Raw genomic sequence first — 19,572 nt, 5'->3', positions numbered from 1 at the left:
TGAAACATGGTGTCTCAGTTCGCCAGCCTACACATAGACTATTGCGTTGTAGTGAAAGTCACAGCGCAAAGGACAGGAATGTACACTTGTGCACTGAAAATTTAAATCGGGCCGGTTCAGGGGCCCATTCGGGTGCCTAAGACTGCCGCACTTTTGCATTTTACGCCAGTCGCAGGTGCCTCTTTAGCCACAAGTTACTGGACCCAGCACTGGAGAATTTGTTCCAGATCAGCTCGTTTGAACGGCTTTGCCAGGTAATCATTCATACCGGCTTGCAGGCAGGCTTCCCTGTCTCCCTGTAAGGCATTGGCCGTCAGAGCAATAATCGGCACCGTCTTGCAACTCGCCAATTGGCGAATCTGCCGGGTGGCCTCATAACCATCGATAACAGGCAGGCGGCAGTCCATCAGAATCGCCGCGTAGTCTTCGGTATTGGCCTGGTGGATGGCTTGCGCACCATCGCTGACTACACACACTTCATAGCCCAGACTGCGGAGCGTGGCCTCGATTACCGCTTGGTTGACCGGGTTATCCTCCACCAACAGCACTTTGTATCCGTGCGCTATCGGCGGTTGCGAAGCCGCAGTTGGCCCATAGCTAGCGGCTACGGGCTGGTGCAGTTCCAACGGGATTTCCAGGGTGAACACTGAGCCTTGGCCCTCCGCACTCTTTGCACGCAGTGTGCCGCCCATTCGCTCGGCCAGCGTGCGGGCGATGGGCAGGCCCAGGCCGGTGCCGCCATAACGACGCGATATTGAGCTGTCGGCCTGTTGGAAGGCATTGAACATGGACTCAAGCTTCTCGTTGCAGATCCCGATACCACTGTCGCGCACCGTGCAGGTGAACCAGATCAGTTGGTGATCAAGTGGCTGCCATTTCGCTTCAATGCTGACGCTGCCGCGCTCGGTGAATTTCAGCGCGTTTCCAATCAGATTGACCAAAATCTGTCGTATCCGGGTCGGGTCGCCGAGTACATGCAACACTGACAAGCCTTCGGGGAGGGCCAGTTGCAACTGCAAGCCGCGTTGACTCGCGCTGAACTGGAAGGTTTGCGCGCAGTTGTCGATAAGATCCAGCAAGTTGAAGGCAATGTGTTCAAGTTCCAGCGTTGAGCGTTCGATCCGCGAGAAATCAAGAATGTCGTTGATCACTTTCAGCAAATGCTCGGTGGACTGCGAAGCGATGTCTGCATATTCCTTTTGCTCCTCGGTCATCTGCGTCGTTTCGAGCAGTTGCAGCATCCCCAGCACGCCATTCATGGGCGTGCGCAACTCGTGGCTCATCATCGCCAGAAAGTCGGTTTTGGCGCGGTTAGCGCGCTCGGCCTCTTCGCGAGCCTGAATCAGTTGTGAAATGGCAGTCTGTTGCTCGCGGCTGGCCTGCTCCAGACCTGCGGCCAGATTATTGATGTGCTGGGCCAGACTGCCCAGCTCGCCGTCGTCGACCACCGGTAATGGTGCCTGGTAATCGCCGTGCTGGATGGCCTTGACGGCCTTGCTCATGTCGCTGATTGGCTTGGACAGGTTTGCAGCCAGGCGTCGGGCCAGCAAAAAGGTAAAGCCCAGGGCGAACAGAGCAAGAATGACAGCCTTAAGCAGGATTTCCTGCTGGCGCTTGTTGAAGGCGTCATTAGACATGCCCACCAGCACTTGGCCCAGATAATCCTCTTCCGGCGCCGTAGCAGGCAGGTTGTTCAGTAAAAAAACATCGCTTGAATGGCTTTTCTGCCAGCGCACCGGTGCCTGGAAAATTTCAAACTGCGCCCCTTCATCCCGTGAAAACGCTGCTCTTTCAGCATGAGCCAGTATGTTGCCTGCGCGGTCCTGTACCTGAATGAATTCAACGTGCGGGGTGTTGAGTGCGGCAGTAATCAGGCTTTTCAGGATCAATGCATTGCCTGAAATCACGCCGTATTCACTGGCCGGGGCCAATTGGTTGGCAATCAATTGGCCGGTGTAATTCAGTTCCTGGCGCAAGTCCTGAATCCGGACGCAGGTAAAAAAACTGATTAACAGCAAGGTGATCAATAAAGCTGGGCCCAGGCTCATCATCTGAGTACGGGTGTGAATATCCCAGCGACTACGTGTCGTCATGAATGAGGAATCCCTTCAGTTGTGCGCATGACAGCAGAAATGTCACTCATAGATGCTGTCATCCTAGACTCGAGATTGGTCATTCGCGTGGGCAGCGGTGGCTGCTTTCGGAGCGGCATGGTAACTGAGCTGTCATGGTTTGACAGTCAACCCCGAGCTTTTTCTTGGGTTATAAACGCTCAAACCGCGCAAAAAAGCCATCATCTGCCGTGAGTGGGCCAATGCCCTGGCTGAGCTTCGTTGTTCGCTGGCAAGGCCGCGACCCTCTTGTGTAGACACCTTGCACTATGGGGCTGGTCGCCGGGCATGCGCCCCGTATAATGCCGCGATTGCCACTGCTAGATGGATGACGGGATTGCATATGACTGAACAGCACGCTATTGCGGTCTTGGGAGGCGGTAGTTTTGGCACCGCCGTGGCCAACTTGCTGGCAGAAAACGGTCATCGCGTGCATCAGTGGATGCGCGACCCCGAGCAAGCCGAGGCCATGCGCCTTAATCGAGAAAATCCGCGTTACCTCAAAGGCATCAAGCTTCATCCGAGCGTCGAGCCGGTCACCGACCTGCAAGCCACTCTGGATAGCTGCGAATTGTGTTTTGTGGCATTGCCTTCCAGCGCCCTGCGTCAGGTGCTGGCTGCTCATGCCGAGCGTTTGCGGGCCAAGATGCTGGTCAGCCTGACCAAGGGCATCGAAGCTCACAGTTTTAAACTGATGAGTGAAATCCTCGAAGAAATCGCGCCTCAAGCCAGAATCGGGGTGCTGTCCGGCCCGAACCTGGCCCGGGAAGTGGCCGAGCATGCATTAACGGCCACCGTGGTTGCCAGCGCGGACGAGGCGCTCTGCACACGGGTTCAAGAGGCCTTGCATGGTCGTACGTTCCGGGTCTATGCCAGTGCTGATCGATTCGGCGTGGAGCTGGGTGGTGCGTTGAAGAATGTGTACGCAATTATCGCCGGCATGGCCGTTGCGCTGGGCATGGGCGAAAACACCAAAAGCATGTTGATAACTCGCGCGTTAGCAGAAATGACTCGTTTTGCTGTCAGTCAAGGCGCTAACCCGATGACATTTCTCGGCTTGGCGGGCGTAGGCGATTTGATCGTGACCTGTTCGTCGCCCAAAAGCCGCAACTATCAAGTTGGCTATGCCCTGGGCGAGGGCCTGAGCCTGGAAGACGCAGTTGCGCGCCTGGGTGAAGTGGCTGAGGGGGTGAATACCCTCAAGGTCCTAAAGGCCAAGGCGCAGGAACTGAACGTATACATGCCCTTGGTTGCAGGCCTGCATGCCATTCTGTTTGAGGGGCGCACGCTCAACCAGGTGATCGAATTGCTGATGCGCGCAGAACCCAAGACGGATGTCGACTTTATCTCCACCAGTGGTTTTAACTGAGTAGGACAGGAGCAGCACATGAGTGACAGCAATAAAGCCCCCAAGTACGAATCCATCGTGATCCGCGTGCTGTGGATGCTGGTTTTTCTAGTGGTATGGCAAGTCGCCCAATTGGTGCTCGGCGGGCTGGTGCTGGTGCAACTGATTTATCGTCTGCTGTACGGCGCCCCCAATGGTGGCCTGATGAACTTCGGTGACAGCCTGAGCCTCTACTTCGCTCAAATCGGACGTTTTGGCAGCTTTCACACTGAGCAAAAGCCATGGCCCTTTGCCGATTGGCCAGCGCCGCGTGCCCCAGAAGGGGAGGCGCCCTATGTTTCGCCGTCGAACGGCACCGAGACCAAGCCATGAAGCTCTGGATCTTGCGCCATGGTGAAGCCCAGCCTCACGCTCCCCGTGATGCCGAGCGCGAACTCACCCACCACGGTCGTGATCAAGTCCTGCACACGGCGGCGCAGTTGATCGGCCAGCCGCTGGATCGCATATTGGTCAGTCCATATGTACGCGCTCAGCAGACGGCTGCACTGGTGCGCGCAGCCCTGGGTTTTACTCCTGAACTCATCACCGTGCCGTGGCTGACCCCCGAAAGCGATCCCAGGTTCGCGGTGAGCCAGTTGCCAGACAGCGGCCACGTATTGCTGGTAAGCCATCAGCCTTTCGTGGGCGAACTGATCAGCCTGCTGCAATACGGTAACGTGCGCAGGCCACAGCCGATGCACACGGCTAGCCTGGCCGAGCTGGAAGGGGAGTGGCCGCTGGCGGGCAGCATGACATTGCTTGGGGTATATAACCCCGGTGTTTGAAACCGTCGCCGTCGCTTGCGAGTTGAGCAACAGTTGCAGAATCAGGTCGGTGTGAAAGATAGTTGGGTCCAGGCTGTCGAAAAATCCTACGACAAAATGACAGCCATCACTCACAGAGCAAGGAATGACCCATGAGTTTGTGGACGACCCAGCCGGACCTCGCGTACCTCAACGAGATGCGTAAAAACACCATCTGCGACGTGCTCGACATTACCTTTGATGCCTACGATGACCAGTCGATCACTGCGAGCATGGTGGTCGATCATCGCACTCATCAACCGTTCGGTTTGTTGCATGGCGGGGCCTCGGTGGTGCTGGCCGAAACCCTTGGTTCGATGGCCAGCTACCTATGCATAGACACTAAAAAATTCTATTGCGTGGGCCTTGAAGTCAACGCCAACCACCTGCGCGGCGTGCGTAGCGGGCGGGTGAGTGCGGTGGCAAAGCCGGTTCACATCGGGCGCACCACCCATGTCTGGGACATTCGCCTGACCGACGACAACGGCAAACTCAACTGCATTTCGCGACTGACCATCGCCGTCGTCCCGCTGGGCGAAACGCCCCCAGCGCGCTGATTCGGCACGGTAATGGCCGTTGTGTCGCCTTTCATGGCGCATACGGTCGTTGTTGCAAGGGTTTTTCATACAGACAATAAGGCGTACTTCATATGTGTGGACGCCTTGTATGTCTCGGCAGATTTTCTTCGCCCATGCCAATGGATTCCCGTCAGGCACCTACGGCAAATTGTTTGACGCCCTGGCGCCAGACTTCAGCGTTGCCCGGTTACCGCAGCACGGGCATGATCCACGGTTTCCGGTGGACAACAATTGGCGCAACCTGGTCGATGAGCTGATTTACCACCTGCAACAGCAAGCCGAACCTGTGCTCGGTGTCGGTCATTCACTGGGCGGCATGTTGCACCTGCACGCCGCGTTACGGTGCCCGCACTTGTACAAAGGCGTGGTGATGCTGGATTCGCCGGTGCTGACCGTGGCCGATCAATGGATGATTCGTGCCGCCAAGCGTTTTGGTTTTATCGACCGCCTCACTCCGGCAGGCCGCACGTTGGGGCGCCGTGCAGAATTTGCAGATCGCGCGGCTGCACGGGAATACTTCGCGGGCAAGGCGTTGTTTCGCAGCTTCGACCCCGATTGTTTTGACGCGTACCTTGAGCATGGCCTGCAAACCGTCGATGATCGGTTACGCCTGAGTTTTGATCCGGCCACGGAGATCAACATCTATCGCGGTGTGCCCCACATCAGTCCGGGGCGTATTTTCCAATTGCAGGTGCCATTAACCGTGGTGCGTGGGCGAGACAGTCGCGTCGTCATGCGCCATCATGCCCGGGCCGTGGCGCGCCTGCCTCGCGGAGAGTCGCTGAGCGTACCTGGCGGTCACATGTTCCCCCTGGAGCAGCCGCAAGAAACCGCCAGCCTGCTGAAACAAATTTTTGCCCGCTGGGAACTGCCTCAACCCGGCCTCTGAAGAGCATCCGCATGAGTCCTGTGGTTGAAGAAATCCGTCTGAGTCTGCCGCATATCGAATTGGCGGCGCATATCTTTGGCCCGGAAGACGGCCTGCCAGTCATTGCCCTGCATGGCTGGCTGGACAACGCCAACAGCTTTGCCCGACTGGCGCCCAAACTGCACGGCTTGCGCATTGTGGCACTGGATTTTGCTGGTCATGGTCATTCTGACCACCGCCCGCGGGGGGCCGGCTATACGCTGGCCGATTATGCCTTTGATGTGCTGTGTGTCGCCGAGCAGTTGGGCTGGGAGCGCTTTGCCCTGCTGGGGCATTCACTGGGGGCGATTGTTTCGGTGATTATTGCCGGCTCGTTTCCAGAGCATGTCAGCCGATTGGCATTGATCGACGGCGTCATACCGCATAGCGGCCTCGCAAGTGACGCGGCCGAGAACATGGGCAAGGCCCTGCAGGCGCAGCTGGCGCATGCGCATAAGCGCAAATCGGTGCACCCCACCCTCGATCGGGCCATTGAAGCCCGCATGAAGGGCATGGTTGCCGTCAGTCGCGAAGCGGCCGAACTGCTCGCCCAGCGCGGCTTGATGCCTATCCCCGGCGGCTATAGCTGGCGCAGTGACAGCCGGTTGACGTTACCGTCGCCGCTGCGTTTGAGCGATGAGCAAGCCATGTCTTTTGTACACAGGGTCAGTTGCCCGACAACCTTGATAGTGGCCGAGGAGGGTATGCTGGCCAGTCATATGCAATTGCTGGATCGTCTACCCTTTACAGTGGAACCCTTAGCAGGCGGCCATCATTTGCACCTGAATGACGAGGCCGGGGCAATCCTTGTTGCAGACTGTTTCAATCGGTTCTTCGCCACTCCTTGACTTGCGCCGGCCAACTGTCGAGGCTTGGCGGCTTGAAAGGGGAGACATCATCATGGATTACTACACCGCTGCGCCCTCCACAGGCCATTCGGTCTCAAGTGTGAGACGCCGATGAACAGACCCAATCGTTTCATCTGGGCACTGGGCCTGAGTTGCATCAGCACAATGGCATGGGCTGCGGATGTGCCCGGTAGCCAAGACCTGCAAGGTCTGCCACGGCTGGCCGACGCGCAAATTGTCGACTACAGCGTCAAGCCCGACATTGAACGCATTTACCCCATGGGGTCGATCCGCAAGATCAGCGGGCGCCTGCGCCTGGAAGGCCAGGTCAATACTCGCGGCCAAACCACCGCGGTTACCTACGAACTGCCTGCCGAACACTCCGGCTCTGAAGCGTTTACGGCTGCACGGGAGGCTTTGCAGAAACAAGGCGCCGAGCTGCTGTTCTGGTGTCAGGGCAGGGACTGCGGCGAAAGCAGCTTGTGGGCCAATGAGGTATTTGGTAACGCCAAGCTGGTGGGCGCCGACGAGCAACAATCCTACCTGTTGCTGCGCCGGGCAGCGCCCGATCAAAATCAGCTGATTGCGTTGTACGGCATCAATCGGGGCGGGCGCAAAGCCTACCTGCACGTCGAGCAACTTCAAGCGAGCACCGATCTTGGTCAACTACTGCCGACCTCAGCGACCTTGCAGCGTCAGTTGCGAAGCACGGGCGTGCTGGATTTCCCCAAGCTTGTCGGAGAACCGGACTCACAGTGGGTCACCTTGATCGCCCGCGCGTTGAGCCTTGATGTGACTTCACGGGTCAGCCTGACCGGCGAAAATGCGTCGGCCTGGCGCGATGCTCTGATCCAGCACGGGGTTCGAGCGGCCCGCATGGACCTCGGCACAAAACCGGCCAAAGGCCTGAATCTCGAGTTATTGCGCTAAATCCTTGCAAGCGACGGCTACACTTCTGGTAGTCGTCGTGCCTTTCGATCCCTTACCTTTTCTGCGGAACCTACATGCTCAATAACGATCGCCTCTTGGTGCAGATCCTGCTCGTGGTGCTGTTCGGCGCGAGCCTGTGGGTGATGGCGCCGTTTTGGTCGGCATTATTCTGGGGAGCGGTGCTGGCGTTTGCCAGTTGGCCTCTGATGCGATTGCTCACGCGCTGGCTCAACGGCCGCGAGTCGTTGGCCGCGAGCATCCTGACGCTCGGCTGGATGTTACTGGTGGCCGGGCCGATGGTGTGGCTGGGGTTCAACCTGGCCGACCATGTGCGTGACGCCACTACATTTGTCAAAGATGTGCAGCTCGAAGGCTTGCCTGAAGCACCAAGCTGGCTGGCAGGCATTCCGCTGGTCGGCGAGCGACTGGTCGGCATGTGGAACACCCTCGATCAACAGGGTGCGGCCATGATTGTGGCGGTCAAGCCGTATCTGGGGCAGGTGGGCAACTGGCTGCTGGCCCGCAGTGCGCAGATCGGAGGCGGGATTCTGGAGCTGTCCCTGAGCATTGTCTTCGTGTTCTTTTTCTATCGCGATGGCCCGCGTTTAGCGACCTTTGTGCACAGCCTGCTGGTGCGGCTGATCGGGGAACGTGCCGATTACTATCAGGAATTGGTGGCAGGCACTGTGCAGCGGGTGGTCAACGGCGTGATTGGCACGGCCGCCGCCCAGGCCTTGCTGGCGCTGATCGGCTTTCTGATCGCCGGTGTGCCGGGGGCGCTGGTGCTGGGGTTGGCCACTTTCCTGCTCAGCCTGATCCCCATGGGTCCACCTCTGATCTGGATCCCCGCCACCGCCTGGCTGGCCTGGAAGGGCGAGTACGGGATGGCGATTTTCCTGGGTATCTGGGGCACGCTGATCATCAGCGGTGTCGATAACGTGCTCAAGCCGTACCTGATCAGTCGGGGCGGCAATTTACCGTTGGTGATCGTATTGCTGGGGGTGTTTGGCGGGCTGATCGCCTTCGGCTTTATCGGTCTGTTTATCGGGCCGACCTTGCTGGCGATTGCCTACAGCTTGCTGGTCGATTGGAGCACCGGCCAGCAATATGGGAAAAAACCCTAGCCAAACTTAGGGCCGGAACGTGTGTTCTTGCCCTTGGCCAGGCGGTCGTACAGCACCACATTGACCGTGGCGGCCAGGTTCATGCAGCCATTGGTCGGGATGTAGATCACATCCTCACACCAGTCGAGCACCTCTTTATCCAGTGAGCCGTCTTCGGGGCCAAAGATATAAATTGCCCGGTCCGGGTGCGTGTATTCCGGTAAGGAACGCGCACCTTCAACCAACTCCACGGCGACTGGAATGCAGCCCAACGGGATGATCTTTTTAAGGTCGTCGATGCCAATCAGCGGAATGTCCTGATGGATCTTCTTGGTATCAGTAATGAAGTCGCGGGCGCGTTCATAGCGTTTGCCGGTGTAAAACACCGAGGCCACGTTATAGCAACCAGCCGCACGCATCACCGAGCCGACGTTTTCCGGTGATTTAGGGTTATACAAACCAATGCAGCTGTACCGTTTGTCTGCCACGTGTCGGTGCCTTTCAGAAAAAAAGACGCGAGTATACACCCCCGCAGGCGCGAACCAGCCTTGCGATAAGGGCCTTTTGCTCCCGTCGCCATGCAGGTCCGCCCCGTGAGGCACTGGGTGTTTAGTCGTCTTTTTTCATCAATCCAGCCAGAGCGGCGAACGGGTTATGGGTTGCCTTGGCGGCTTTCGGGCTGCTGATCGAGCTGTCCGAAAAGTACTGCTGGTCGGTGTAGCGCGAGTGTTCGTTGTCGTGGCAGTACAGGCACAGTAACTCCCAGTTGGAGCCGTCCTGCGGGTTGTTGTCATGGTTGTGATCGCGATGATGCACCGTCAGTTCGCTCAGGCGCTTGCCGGAGAACTCACGGGCGCAGCGGCCGCACACATGGGGGTACATTTTCAGGGCTTTGTCGCGATAGCCCATTTCACGGTCACGCTGGGCATCGGCCAGGATGCGGTCCAGCTTGGCGGTGTGGGAGGGTGGGTTCGCTGAACTCATGGGGTGCACCTTAAAGACGAATGACGGTTATGTCGTGAAGTTTAGCTGTTGCTCAGCTTTAGCGGTTTTAGTCATCCAGAGCGTCTGCCCTGTGCCTTTGTTGCAGCAGGCGAATGTTGCATGAACGCTTATAAAAGGGGACAAAAACAGCTGGTTGCGAGTAGCCTGACGCCTGACAAGCCGGTCTGGCAACGGAGTAATCAATGAAACGCACTATTCTAACGGCCATTGTGTGGGGCGCGCTCTCGATAAGTGCGGTTCAGGCTGCTGAATTAACCACCATTCCCAGTGTTCCCGTGACCCCTGCACCGGGGTCTCCGGGCACGCCAACACCCACCCCATATCCACAGGTCACTCCACGGGCTGCGCCCAAACCGGCTCCCGGCAGCAGCTTGGTGCCGCTGCCGCCGATCGAACTGCCGCAACCGCCGCCCAAGGACCAACCAGTGCCGGGGCTAGAGGTTAAGGATCAGAAAACCAAGCCTGCGGCCGAATGACCGCAGAGCGTCTTAACCCGGCAGTCGCTACCGCACAGGGCTAATGCTTGCTTGGTAACCATGACCTCGATGTTCCAAGGCCTTTTACTGCCCCGGGCAGCGACTACGAAGCAAGCACCTTGAACACAAACGCATACTCCAGCGCTACGTCACGCAGGCCCTGATAGCGCCCGCTCATGCCACCATGGCCGGCGTCCAGTTCGGTCTTGAGCAACAACAGATGGTCGTCGGTCTTGGTGGCACGCAGCTTGGCCACCCATTTGGCGGCTTCCCAATATTGCACGCGGCTGTCGTTATAGCCGGCGATCACCAGCATTGCCGGATACGCTTGTGGCACCACATTTTCATATGGCGCGTATGCCTTGATGCGTTCGTAGACCTCAGGCTCTTGCGGGTTGCCCCACTCGTCGTATTCGGTCACGGTCAGCGGCAAGTCAGGGTCGAGCATGGTGTTGAGCACATCGACAAACGGCACCTCGGCAATTGCCGCCTTGAACAGTTCCGGACGCTGATTGAGCACGGCGCCGATCAACAGGCCTCCCGCACTGCCACCACTGATCACCAGTTGCTCGCTACGGGTGAGACCCTGGGCGATCAAATGCTCGGCACAGGCTATGAAATCGTTGAACGTGTTCTGCTTGTGCTCCTGCTTGCCCGCACGATACCAGGCCTCGCCCAACTCACCGCCGCCGCGCACATGGGCAATCGCAAACGCCACGCCGCGCTCAAGCAAACTCAGCCGTGCATGGGAAAACCACGGGTCAAGGCTTTCGCCATACGCGCCGTAACCATACAGGTACAGCGGAGTCGGTTTGCCCAGGGCTTCGCGCTTGATCACCAGGCTGATCGGCACTTGCGTGCCATCCGGCGCGGTCGCCCATAGACGTTGGCTGACATAGTCATCGGCATCAAACGGTCCGAGTACCGGGGTTTCCTTGAGCACCGTTTGCTCGCCAGTGGTGAGCGTCAGTTGGCGCACTTGCGCCGGTCGATTCAGTGATTCGTAACGCAGACGGATGTGTGTGCTGCGAAACTCAAGGCTGTCCTGGATATAAAGGGTGTAGGCTGCGTCCGGGAGTTGCACACGGTAAGGCGGCAAACCCTGCGGGCGGATCTCGATTATCGGCAGGCCGCCTTCACGCAGGCTCAGGCACAACGCATTTGCTTTGAGTGTCAGGCCTTCGAGCATTACCTGGTCGTCATGGGCGATCAGACGCTGCCATTGATCACGTTGCGGAGCATCACCCAGTGCGTAATACAGCGCGAAGTTGATACCGTCCTGATTGGTGCGGATAAACCACGCCCATTGGTCCTCGTACAAACCGTGATCGACACTGTAGTCGTGGCCTTCGACCCGTGGCGCCAGGCAGCGAAACGCTTGCTTCGGCTGATCGGCGTCCAGCACCCAGGTTTCACTGGTGGTTTTGCAGTTGAGCAACAGGATCAACTGGCGCTCAGAGCTTGAGCGATAGCAATGCAGGAAGAATCGACCGTCGGCCTCATGAAACACTTCATGCGCTGCGTCTTCACCCAGGGTATGACGCAGCAATTTGTGCGGACGATGGGTCTCATCCAACTCAGCGAAAAACAGCGTCTGGCTGTCATTGGCCCACGTCATGCTGCCATCGCAGTCTGCAAAGGGCAGTTCCGTCACGGCGCCAGTCACCAGCTCTTTGACGTACAGGCGATACACTTCCTCGCCGCTGGTGTCCAGGCTGTAAGCCAGGCGCTGGTTGTCCGGGCTGACACAGAGCGCGCCCACAGAAATGAAACCGCCATTGGCCAGGGCGTTCGGGTCCAGCAGCAATTGTTCTGCACTGTCGTCGATCAGCTGGCTGTCATCAGCCGGACGCGGGCAGCGGTAGTGACGCGCGTATTCATCACCGGCCTGGGTGCGCGTGTAGTACAAGAATGGCCCCCAAGGGGAGGGCAGCGATAAATCTGTCTCGCGAATACGCCCCTTGATCTCTTGAAACAGGGTTTCACGCAATTCGGCCTGATCGGCCAACTGCGCTTCCTGGTACTTGTTTTCCGCTATCAGGTAGTCCAAAACCTCTTTGCTATCGCGATTTTGTAACCATGCGTAGGGGTCAGAACCCTCGACCTTGTGTGCGATTGGTGCGCTATTTGTGTAGGCTGATTCGGTCATTGAGCGTTCTCTGAAATCTGAATGAATAGAAGTGACGCTGACGGCGGTGCAGCCGCACTCTCGAAAAGCCGTTATCATAGCGCTTCATTGCCTGCCGACCACGGATACCATGACCGAGAACGACTATCTGATCGCCTGGGGCTTATATGCCATCGCTGCTTTGGGCTGCCTGCTCGTATGGTGCCGCCTGACCCGTTTTATGTGGCGCTGGTTGCGTGAGCCGTTGCGCGTGCTAATGGCGGTGCTGCTGTTCAGCCCGACCATTATTGACCCCGTCAAAGATCAATTTGCTCCTGCAGTGGCCATCACGGCCTTGGACCTCGCGTTCAAGGTGGGTGACAACGTGTGGCGTGCAGCGTCCGACTTGCTGATGTACACCCTTTTCGCGTTTTGCCTGTACGCGGTGTTTGTGTTGATCCGTTGGCCGATTGAGCGTGCCCGCAAGGCACGTGCCGCGCAAAACGCAGACTTTGAACAAAACCGCAGCATTGACCCTGAAGACGATCAACCATTCGGCTCGGCCGGTGACGATCGCTACGGCCGTCAGCCAGCGCCGCGTCCTGCAGGCACGACGCGGGTTGAGCCGCGGGTCTGATTCTTTTTCGTTGAGTTTGAATGCGAGTGTGCAAGCGTGTGTGAATTATTGGGCATGAGCGCAAATGTCCCGACCGACATTGTGTTCAGTTTTACCGGCCTGATGCAGCGGGGCGGGCGTACCGGCCCGCATCGTGATGGCTGGGGTATCGCCTTTTATGAAGGCCGTGGCCTGCGTCTGTTCCAAGACCCAGCCGCCAGTTGCGAGTCGCAAGTTGCATTGCTGGTGCAGCGTTATCCGATAAAAAGTGAAGTCGTTATAGGCCATATTCGCCAGGCCAACGTTGGCAAAGTCTGCTTGTCCAACACCCATCCCTTTGTCCGGGAGTTGTGGGGGCGTAACTGGTGCTTCGCGCACAACGGCCAACTGGCGGACTTTTCCCCGAGCGCCAGTTTTTACCGTCCGGTGGGCGATACCGACAGCGAGGCAGCTTTCTGTGATGTGCTCAACCGCGTGCGTGAAGCGTTTCCGGAGCCGGTTGAGGTCGAAGAACTGATTCCGGTTTTGACCCAGGCGTGCGCCGAATTTCGCAGCAAGGGCGTCTTCAACTGCATGCTCAGTGACGGCGACTGGCTGTTTTGTTATTGCTCGACCAAACTGGTGCACATCACCCGACGCGCGCCATTCGGTCCTGCACGGTTGAAAGATGTCGACGTTATCGTCGATTTTCAGTCAGAAACCACTCCTAACGACGTCGTGACCGTGATTGCCACCGAGCCGCTGACGGAAAACGAAATCTGGACTCGTTATGAGCCGGGCCACTGGAGCCTGTGGCGACGCGGCGAATGCGTCAGCCAAGGTAAAACCGATTAAGAGTAAGCGTCTATGTGGCTGAGTTACCTGCGGTTGGTGCTGTTTACGCTGGGTCTGTTGATTGGCGTGCAAGTGCCGGGTTTTATCAACGACTACGCCAACCGCGTGGAAGCTCACCTGATCGAAGCCCAGACCGGGCTGGCCGGTTTCCAGAACACCGCCAACCAGTTTTTCAACGGTGATCTGCACGCACTGGTGGCGCATTACCAGGCCAGTGATGACCCGGTGTTTCGTAGCGACGCCGCTAGCCTGAGCACCATGCTCAAGCGTCAGCGCCTGCTCGACGAGCAATTCCAGGCCATGCAAGGCCCGTGGTACATCCGCGCCCTGCAAGTGGCTTACGCTGCCGACCCGGATATCCGTCAGGAAACCCTCAACACATACTCCTACCAAGTGCTGCTGTCGCCGACTGCCATTGGCTGGGCCATGGCGGGCGCACTGTTGTTTTCCTTCATCATCGAAGGCTTTTTCCGGCTGGTGGACTGGGTGGTGCTGGGCGGTAAACGCCAGCGTGAACGCATCGCCCGACGCGAACGCAATAGCTGACTCACTGCATCCCCTGCAGGCGCGAGCAAGCTTGCTCCTGCAGGTTGCGTCAAGTCGTGCTTCAAGCCATCAACTTTTCTTATCCCCATACCCAGCTTTTATTAGTTGGACGCGCGGTGTAGTGCTGTCGAAAAATGCCCGCACAACTCTTTGAAAGACTTCAGGAGCATCATCGTGAGCCGCCTGTTATTGAACTGCGACATTGGCGAAAGCTTTGGCAACTGGACCATGGGCCTGGATGCCGAGGTGATGCCCTTTATTGATTGCGCCAACATTGCGTGCGGCTTTCACGCCGGAGACCCGGGCATCATGCGCAAGACCGTGGCGCTGGCGCTGGCGAATAATGTCAAGATCGGTGCCCACCCGGCGTATCAAGACCTGGCGGGTTTTGGACGACGCTCCATGGCCTACACGGCGCAAGAGCTGCAAGACTTGCTGCATTACCAGATCGGCGCTCTGGACGGGATATGCCGCGCCCAAGGTACTCGGGTCAGCTACATCAAACCCCACGGCGCGATGTACAACGACATGATGGCCAACCCCGCGCAACTGCGCGCCGTGGTTCAGGCGCTCGCGGCCTATGATGCCAGCCTGCCGTTGATGCTTCTGGCCACTCGAGACAACAGCGCCGCCCAGGCGATTGGCGATGAATTTGGCGTGACGCTGTGGTTCGAAGCTTTTGCCGATCGCGCCTACGACAACGCCGGGCGGTTGGTTTCGCGTCAGTTGCCCGGTGCCGTGCACCACGAAGCAGAGGTTATCGTCCAGCAAGCGCTGACGATTGCCGCCGGGCAACCCCTTACCGCCAGTGATGGCAGCGCCTTGCACCTGCACGCCAACACCTTGTGTGTCCATGGCGACAACGCCAGTTCAGTCGCCGCCGTGCAGCGTATCCGCGAAGCCTTGAACCAGCAGGCGCAGTTATGAAGCCGCGCATCGAAATCGTAGCCATCGACTGCCTGATGCTGCGGTTATTCGATGACATTGCCGAAAGCAATATGCCGTGGATGTTGGCGGCCAGCGAACGATTGCGCGCGGTGTTTGCCGAAGACTTGATTGATCTGGTGCCGTCCTACACCACCCTGATGGTCCACTACAACGGGCTGGCGTTGACCTCGGCCCAAGCGCGGGATTTGATTAACCAGGCCATTACCGATCTGCGTCCAGAGACCCGAGCCCTTGGCCAGCATCATGTGCTGGCGGTGTGGTATGACCTCAGTGTCGGACCTGAGCTGGCGTTACTGGCCACGCGCATAGGCGGCTCTGTCAGTGAAGTTATTCGCCGACACACCGAGCGTGAATATCAAGTGTTCGCCCTCGGCTTCGCACCAGGGTTTGCCTTTATGGGGCTGGTCGAAGACGCCTTGGCCGCGCCGCGTCTCAATACCCCGCGCAAGCGGGTGGCAGCGGGCAGTGTCGGGATCGCCGAGCGCCAGACGGCGGCCTACCCGGCGCAATCACCGGGAGGCTGGAACCTGATCGGGCGCACGCCGAGCGCGCTGTTTGACCGTAATCGCGAGGGCTACAGCCTGATGCAACCAGGTGACACGGTCCAATTTGAAGCGATTTCCCACGCAGAATTCATCCGTCTAGGCGGAGATGACACGCCTCAGGAGGCTTTGGCATGAGCCGTTTACTGATAAAGGCCAGCAACCCGATGTGCCAGTTGCAAGATGCCGGGCGTTTTGGCGTAAGGCATTTGGGCGTGACTCAGGGCGGGCCAGCGGACTGGCTGTCGATGACGTGGGCCAACTGGTTATTGGGCAATCCGTTGGGCGCTGCCACACTCGAGATCACCTTGGGCGGCCTGACCCTGATTGCCCTGGACGATTGCACGCTGGCACTGGCGGGCGCTGATTTGGCTGCCACTGTAGACGGGCAGGCGTTGAAGCCTTGGCGGCATCTGGAGCTGAAAAAAGGCCAGACTCTGAGCCTTACCCAGCCGCTGCTGGGCGCCCGTGCCTACCTCGCAGCCCCAGGCGGCTTTGTGGCGCCCCACGTGCTGGGTAGCAGCGCCACGGTTGTGCGTGAGCAACTGGGTGGCCCCGATGGCTTTGGCCGCGCAGTGGCGGTGGGTGATGAACTGACTTGCGCGGCTGATGCGCCAGCGTTGCGCGAAATCCCGTTGGCGCAACAGCCTGCATTCAAGCCCAAGCCTTTGCTGGACGTCGTGTTGGGCGCGCAGATCGGCGCGTTCAGCGGGCAAAGCACCTTCGATGCTTTCAATCATCCATGGACGCTCGACAGCCGCGCCGACCGCATGGGCATTCGTCTGCAAGGGCCGGTGTTGGAATATCAAGGCGCGCCGATGATCTCCGAAGGGATACCGTTGGGAGCCATCCAAGTACCTCCCGATGGCCAGCCCATTGTGTTGCTCAATGATCGCCAGACCATTGGCGGTTACCCGCGGCTGGGTGCGCTGAGCCCGCTGGCCCAGGCGCGCCTGGCGCAATGTCTGCCCGCAGAAACGGTGTACTTGCGGCCCATCACCCAAGAGGCAGCGCAGCGTCAGCAGCGAGACTTCATGCTCCGCTTTGGTTGAACACTGCGCCTCTTTATGCGGGTTCTGCGGGCAGTATTTGCCTGCCTGGAGATAATCAGCAGCACTGCTTGCTGTTTAGGGTGCCGGATTGCCTGGGATCAATCCGGTTGAGCCATCAGGTTGTTACTGACACCACGCCCCAGGACTGCGACAGTCAGAATTCCGATTACGACCAGCGCCGTGGCCAGGCTAAACAACACAGAGCTGCCCATTTGGTCGACGATCTGACCGCCAAAGAACGAACCGAAGGCAATAATGACCTGAAACATGGCAATGAACAGCGGCATGCCGCGTTCGACGTCTTCAGGGGCCACGACAAACATCCAGATGCTGGCGCAGGCCGGGAATGCACCAAAGGCGAAGCCCCAAAGTGCAATTAGCATGACTGCGCCGGTCATGTGAGTAGCAAAGAGGGGGAACAGGGTAGTGCTGATACCGATCATCAGCGCAACCAGAAGCAGCGTGTAACGCACGCTGCGGTTCGCCGCGAAGCCGGCAAAAATGTTACCGAATACGCCTGCAATGCCGTAGAGCAGCAGCAATGAGCCGATAGTCTGGCCGTCGAAGCCCGAGCTGTTTTTGAAAAATGGTGCCACATAAGTGTAGGCAGCAAAGTGGGCCAGGCCGATGAGCAAGACGGCAATCATTCCGACCCGGGAGAGCGGGTTGATCAACAAGGCGGGCAGATCTTTGATGAGAATCGCCTTTTCCGGGGTCAGGCGCGGTAGGAATAAGAGTTGTGCCAGTAGTACCGGAATCCCCAGCAGGCCAGTGATCAGAAATGTCATGCGCCAGCCCGTCAAGCCACTGAGCCAGGTCCCTACAGGGACACCGAGGACGGTGGCCAGGGTCACGCCGAACATGATGATTGAAGTCGCCTGAGCGACCCCCACACCTTTAGGCGCCAGTCGACTGCTGAGGCCTATGGCTGTAGCCCAGAAGCCGCCGATGCTGATACCCAGAAATACTCGACCCAATAGCAGCAGATTGAAGTCGTTGGCAAAGGCCACGAGCAAGTTGGCGATGATCATGATCAGCGTGAGGCCGATGAGCAGATAGCGGCGGTCCAGAGCGCCAATACCGATAGAGAGTATAGGGGCTGCCAGAGCGGCCATTATGCCGGGCAAGGTCACCATCAGGCCGGCATGGCCAGCGCTGATGCCCAGATCAGTGGCGACGTCGTTAAGTACGCCAACCGGAAGAAACTCGCTGGTCACCAGGGCAAAAGCGCCCACAGCGACCGAGAGAATCGCCAGCCACTGCTGTTTGACACTCTGTTGATTATGTTCGGGTAGGCCGTTGGAGGCCTGGCTGGGGCTTGGCATGATGTGGGAATTCCGGGATGGGTGTCACCTGAAGCCAGGCGAGCGGGGAAAAAGTTAACGCGATTATATGAAGCTGCCCGGAGGATCAGGCAGGCGGTCGTTTCGATAGTTATCATCACTGCAATTAATGTAGTGATTTTGAGGTGTGGCAGGAGCCGCTACTGCAGCAATGCAAATGCGCAGCCTGTACCCGCGGGATGTTTTTACGACTGCCGCCAGTCGAGAGCAACCTTTGTGCCTCGATAGCGGCCACAGCACTTCATTACTTCGCCAAAAAACGCATGCCTTCTTCCAGTCCGTCCAGGGTCAGCGGGTACATGCGGTCTTCAACCAACTCGCGCACGATTCCGGTGGACGCCGTGTACTTCCAGGTGTCTTTGGGGTAGGGGTTAATCCAGATCAGCTTTTTGTACTTCTCCATGAACCGCTGCATCCATTTGTAACCCGGCTCTTCGTTCCAGTGCTCGACACTGCCGCCCGCGTGGGTGATCTCATACGGCCCCATCGCGGCGTCGCCGATGAAAATCACTTTGTAATCGGCGCCGTAAGTGTTCAGCACATCCTGTGTGGCGATGCGCTCGACATGGCGGCGCTGGTTGTTCTTCCAAATCGACTCGTAAATAAAGTTATGGAAGTAGTAGTACTCAAGGTGCTTGAACTCAGTCTTGCAGGCCGAGAACAGCTCCTCGCAGATTTTTACGTGGGCATCCATCGAGCCGCCAATATCAAACAGCAACAGCAGCTTGATGTTGTTGCGTCGCTCGGGCCGCATCTGGATATTCAACAGCCCCGCATCGCGGGCGGTATGGTCGATGGTGCCATCAATGTCCAGCTCATCTGCCGCGCCCTGGCGGGCAAACTTGCGCAGACGGCGTAGTGCCACCTTGATGTTGCGCGTCCCCAGTTCGACCTGATCGTCGAGGTTCTTGTATTCGCGCTGCTCCCAGACTTTTGCCGCCTTACCCTGGCGTGCCCCGGCATCGCCCACCCGAATGCCTTCCGGATGATAACCACCTGAGCCAAACGGGCTGGTGCCGCCAGTGCCGATCCATTTGTTACCCCCGGCATGGCGCTCCTTCTGCTCCTCAAGACGTTGTTTAAACGCCTCGATCAGCTTGTCCAGGCCGCCCAGCGACTGCAATTGGGCGCGGTCTTCGTCACTCAACGAACGCTCAAACTCCTTGCGCAACCAGTCTTCGGGGATCAGCGCCTCAAGGTGTTCATTGAGGTTTTGCAAGCCATTGAAGTAGGCCCCGAACGCGCGGTCGAACTTGTCGAAATGGCGTTCGTCTTTCACCAGGATCGTACGCGCCAGGTAGTAAAATTCGTCCATGTCGGCGAATGTCACCCGGTTTTTCAGCGCGTTGATCAGATCCAGCAGCTCGCGCACCGACACCGGCACCTTGGCTGCACGCATTTCATTGAACAGATTAAGGAGCATGCTTATCGCCTTC

General features: G+C 58.2%; 21 protein-coding genes. 15 read left to right on the top strand and 6 right to left on the bottom strand.

All coding sequences use genetic code 11. The annotated features are described in order from the left end of the window. Nucleotides 1-194 precede the first annotated feature (194 nt). On the bottom strand, nucleotides 195-2,093 hold the full coding sequence (locus NTD86_RS02240) for a response regulator (RefSeq protein ID WP_262200533.1): 1,899 nt from the start codon (nucleotides 2,091-2,093) through the stop codon (nucleotides 195-197). 361 nt (nucleotides 2,094-2,454) lie between these two features. Here NTD86_RS02240 and NTD86_RS02235 point away from each other — a divergent pair, with 361 nt between their 5' ends. The 8 genes from NTD86_RS02235 (at nucleotide 2,455) to NTD86_RS02200 (ending at nucleotide 8,688) form a co-directional block, all read left to right on the top strand. Continuing rightward, entirely contained in the window at nucleotides 2,455-3,480 is a 1,026-nt protein-coding gene (locus NTD86_RS02235) for an NAD(P)H-dependent glycerol-3-phosphate dehydrogenase (protein ID WP_262200532.1), read from the top strand. 18 nt (nucleotides 3,481-3,498) lie between these two features. Continuing rightward, nucleotides 3,499-3,831: a DUF4389 domain-containing protein gene (locus NTD86_RS02230; protein WP_262200531.1), complete on the top strand. Its 333-nt coding sequence runs from the start codon at nucleotides 3,499-3,501 to the stop codon at nucleotides 3,829-3,831. Next, nucleotides 3,828-4,283: a phosphohistidine phosphatase SixA gene (sixA, locus tag NTD86_RS02225; RefSeq protein ID WP_262200530.1), complete on the top strand. Its 456-nt coding sequence runs from the start codon at nucleotides 3,828-3,830 to the stop codon at nucleotides 4,281-4,283. Before NTD86_RS02230 ends, sixA begins: the two co-directional genes overlap by 4 nt. A 131-nt stretch (nucleotides 4,284-4,414) precedes the next feature. Next, on the top strand, nucleotides 4,415-4,858 hold the full coding sequence (locus NTD86_RS02220; RefSeq protein WP_262200529.1) for a hotdog fold thioesterase: 444 nt from the start codon (nucleotides 4,415-4,417) through the stop codon (nucleotides 4,856-4,858). Between the two features lie 109 nt (nucleotides 4,859-4,967). Further along, nucleotides 4,968-5,768, top strand: coding sequence for an alpha/beta fold hydrolase (locus tag NTD86_RS02215; RefSeq protein WP_262200528.1), 801 nt, complete (start codon nucleotides 4,968-4,970; stop codon nucleotides 5,766-5,768). 11 nt (nucleotides 5,769-5,779) lie between these two features. Next, nucleotides 5,780-6,634, top strand: a complete 855-nt coding sequence (locus NTD86_RS02210; RefSeq protein ID WP_262200527.1) for an alpha/beta fold hydrolase — start codon at nucleotides 5,780-5,782, stop codon at nucleotides 6,632-6,634. Between the two features lie 111 nt (nucleotides 6,635-6,745). Next, nucleotides 6,746-7,564, top strand: a complete 819-nt coding sequence (locus NTD86_RS02205) for a DUF4892 domain-containing protein (RefSeq protein WP_262200525.1) — start codon at nucleotides 6,746-6,748, stop codon at nucleotides 7,562-7,564. 74 nt (nucleotides 7,565-7,638) lie between these two features. After that, nucleotides 7,639-8,688: an AI-2E family transporter gene (locus NTD86_RS02200; RefSeq protein WP_262200523.1), complete on the top strand. Its 1,050-nt coding sequence runs from the start codon at nucleotides 7,639-7,641 to the stop codon at nucleotides 8,686-8,688. Here the strand turns inward: NTD86_RS02200 and NTD86_RS02195 are convergent. Beyond that, nucleotides 8,685-9,155 (bottom strand): RNA methyltransferase, encoded by a 471-nt coding sequence (locus tag NTD86_RS02195; protein WP_048371586.1) that lies wholly within the window; start codon nucleotides 9,153-9,155, stop codon nucleotides 8,685-8,687. The two genes, NTD86_RS02200 and NTD86_RS02195, sit on opposite strands and share 4 nt — an antisense overlap. Nucleotides 9,156-9,276: 121 nt before the next feature. Further along, complete coding sequence (locus NTD86_RS02190; RefSeq protein ID WP_262200521.1) at nucleotides 9,277-9,651, bottom strand: YajD family HNH nuclease; 375 nt, start codon at nucleotides 9,649-9,651, stop codon at nucleotides 9,277-9,279. 203 nt (nucleotides 9,652-9,854) lie between these two features. Between NTD86_RS02190 and NTD86_RS02185 the strand changes: the two genes are divergently transcribed. Next, nucleotides 9,855-10,148 (top strand): hypothetical protein, encoded by a 294-nt coding sequence (locus NTD86_RS02185; RefSeq protein ID WP_262200520.1) that lies wholly within the window; start codon nucleotides 9,855-9,857, stop codon nucleotides 10,146-10,148. A gap of 103 nt (nucleotides 10,149-10,251) precedes the next feature. Here NTD86_RS02185 and NTD86_RS02180 read toward each other — a convergent pair whose 3' ends face one another. Beyond that, nucleotides 10,252-12,297: a S9 family peptidase gene (locus NTD86_RS02180; RefSeq protein WP_262200519.1), complete on the bottom strand. Its 2,046-nt coding sequence runs from the start codon at nucleotides 12,295-12,297 to the stop codon at nucleotides 10,252-10,254. A gap of 109 nt (nucleotides 12,298-12,406) precedes the next feature. Here NTD86_RS02180 and NTD86_RS02175 point away from each other — a divergent pair, with 109 nt between their 5' ends. The 6 genes from NTD86_RS02175 to NTD86_RS02150 all read left to right on the top strand — a co-directional run bounded on the left by NTD86_RS02175 (nucleotide 12,407) and on the right by NTD86_RS02150 (nucleotide 16,793). Next, nucleotides 12,407-12,892, top strand: coding sequence for an MFS transporter (locus NTD86_RS02175; protein WP_262200518.1), 486 nt, complete (start codon nucleotides 12,407-12,409; stop codon nucleotides 12,890-12,892). 36 nt (nucleotides 12,893-12,928) lie between these two features. After that, nucleotides 12,929-13,705, top strand: coding sequence for a class II glutamine amidotransferase (locus NTD86_RS02170; RefSeq protein ID WP_262200517.1), 777 nt, complete (start codon nucleotides 12,929-12,931; stop codon nucleotides 13,703-13,705). Between the two features lie 12 nt (nucleotides 13,706-13,717). Next, nucleotides 13,718-14,251, top strand: a complete 534-nt coding sequence (locus NTD86_RS02165; protein WP_262200516.1) for a DUF2937 family protein — start codon at nucleotides 13,718-13,720, stop codon at nucleotides 14,249-14,251. A 174-nt stretch (nucleotides 14,252-14,425) separates the two neighbouring features. After that, nucleotides 14,426-15,178, top strand: a complete 753-nt coding sequence (locus NTD86_RS02160; protein ID WP_262200515.1) for a 5-oxoprolinase subunit PxpA — start codon at nucleotides 14,426-14,428, stop codon at nucleotides 15,176-15,178. Then, nucleotides 15,175-15,879 (top strand): 5-oxoprolinase subunit B family protein, encoded by a 705-nt coding sequence (locus NTD86_RS02155; RefSeq protein WP_262200514.1) that lies wholly within the window; start codon nucleotides 15,175-15,177, stop codon nucleotides 15,877-15,879. Before NTD86_RS02160 ends, NTD86_RS02155 begins: the two co-directional genes overlap by 4 nt. Further along, a complete protein-coding gene (locus NTD86_RS02150) occupies nucleotides 15,876-16,793 on the top strand; it encodes a biotin-dependent carboxyltransferase family protein (RefSeq protein ID WP_262200513.1) in 918 nt (305 codons plus the stop codon). Before NTD86_RS02155 ends, NTD86_RS02150 begins: the two co-directional genes overlap by 4 nt. Nucleotides 16,794-16,891: 98 nt before the next feature. Here the strand turns inward: NTD86_RS02150 and NTD86_RS02145 are convergent, their stop codons facing one another. Together NTD86_RS02145 and NTD86_RS02140 are read right to left on the bottom strand one after the other, a co-directional pair. Next, nucleotides 16,892-18,118, bottom strand: a complete 1,227-nt coding sequence (locus tag NTD86_RS02145) for an MFS transporter (protein WP_262200512.1) — start codon at nucleotides 18,116-18,118, stop codon at nucleotides 16,892-16,894. A 262-nt stretch (nucleotides 18,119-18,380) separates the two neighbouring features. Next, the gene (locus tag NTD86_RS02140; RefSeq protein WP_262200511.1) at nucleotides 18,381-19,559 is read right to left on the bottom strand and encodes a vWA domain-containing protein; all 1,179 of its coding nucleotides are present in this window, start codon (nucleotides 19,557-19,559) and stop codon (nucleotides 18,381-18,383) included. Nucleotides 19,560-19,572: the final 13 nt, after the last annotated feature.

It is taken from the genome of Pseudomonas sp. 7P_10.2_Bac1, assembly GCF_025465935.1.
GTDB lineage: Bacteria > Pseudomonadota > Gammaproteobacteria > Pseudomonadales > Pseudomonadaceae > Aquipseudomonas.
Note: the sequence above shows the minus strand (reverse complement) of the source record. Positions and strands in the feature narration are given on the sequence as shown.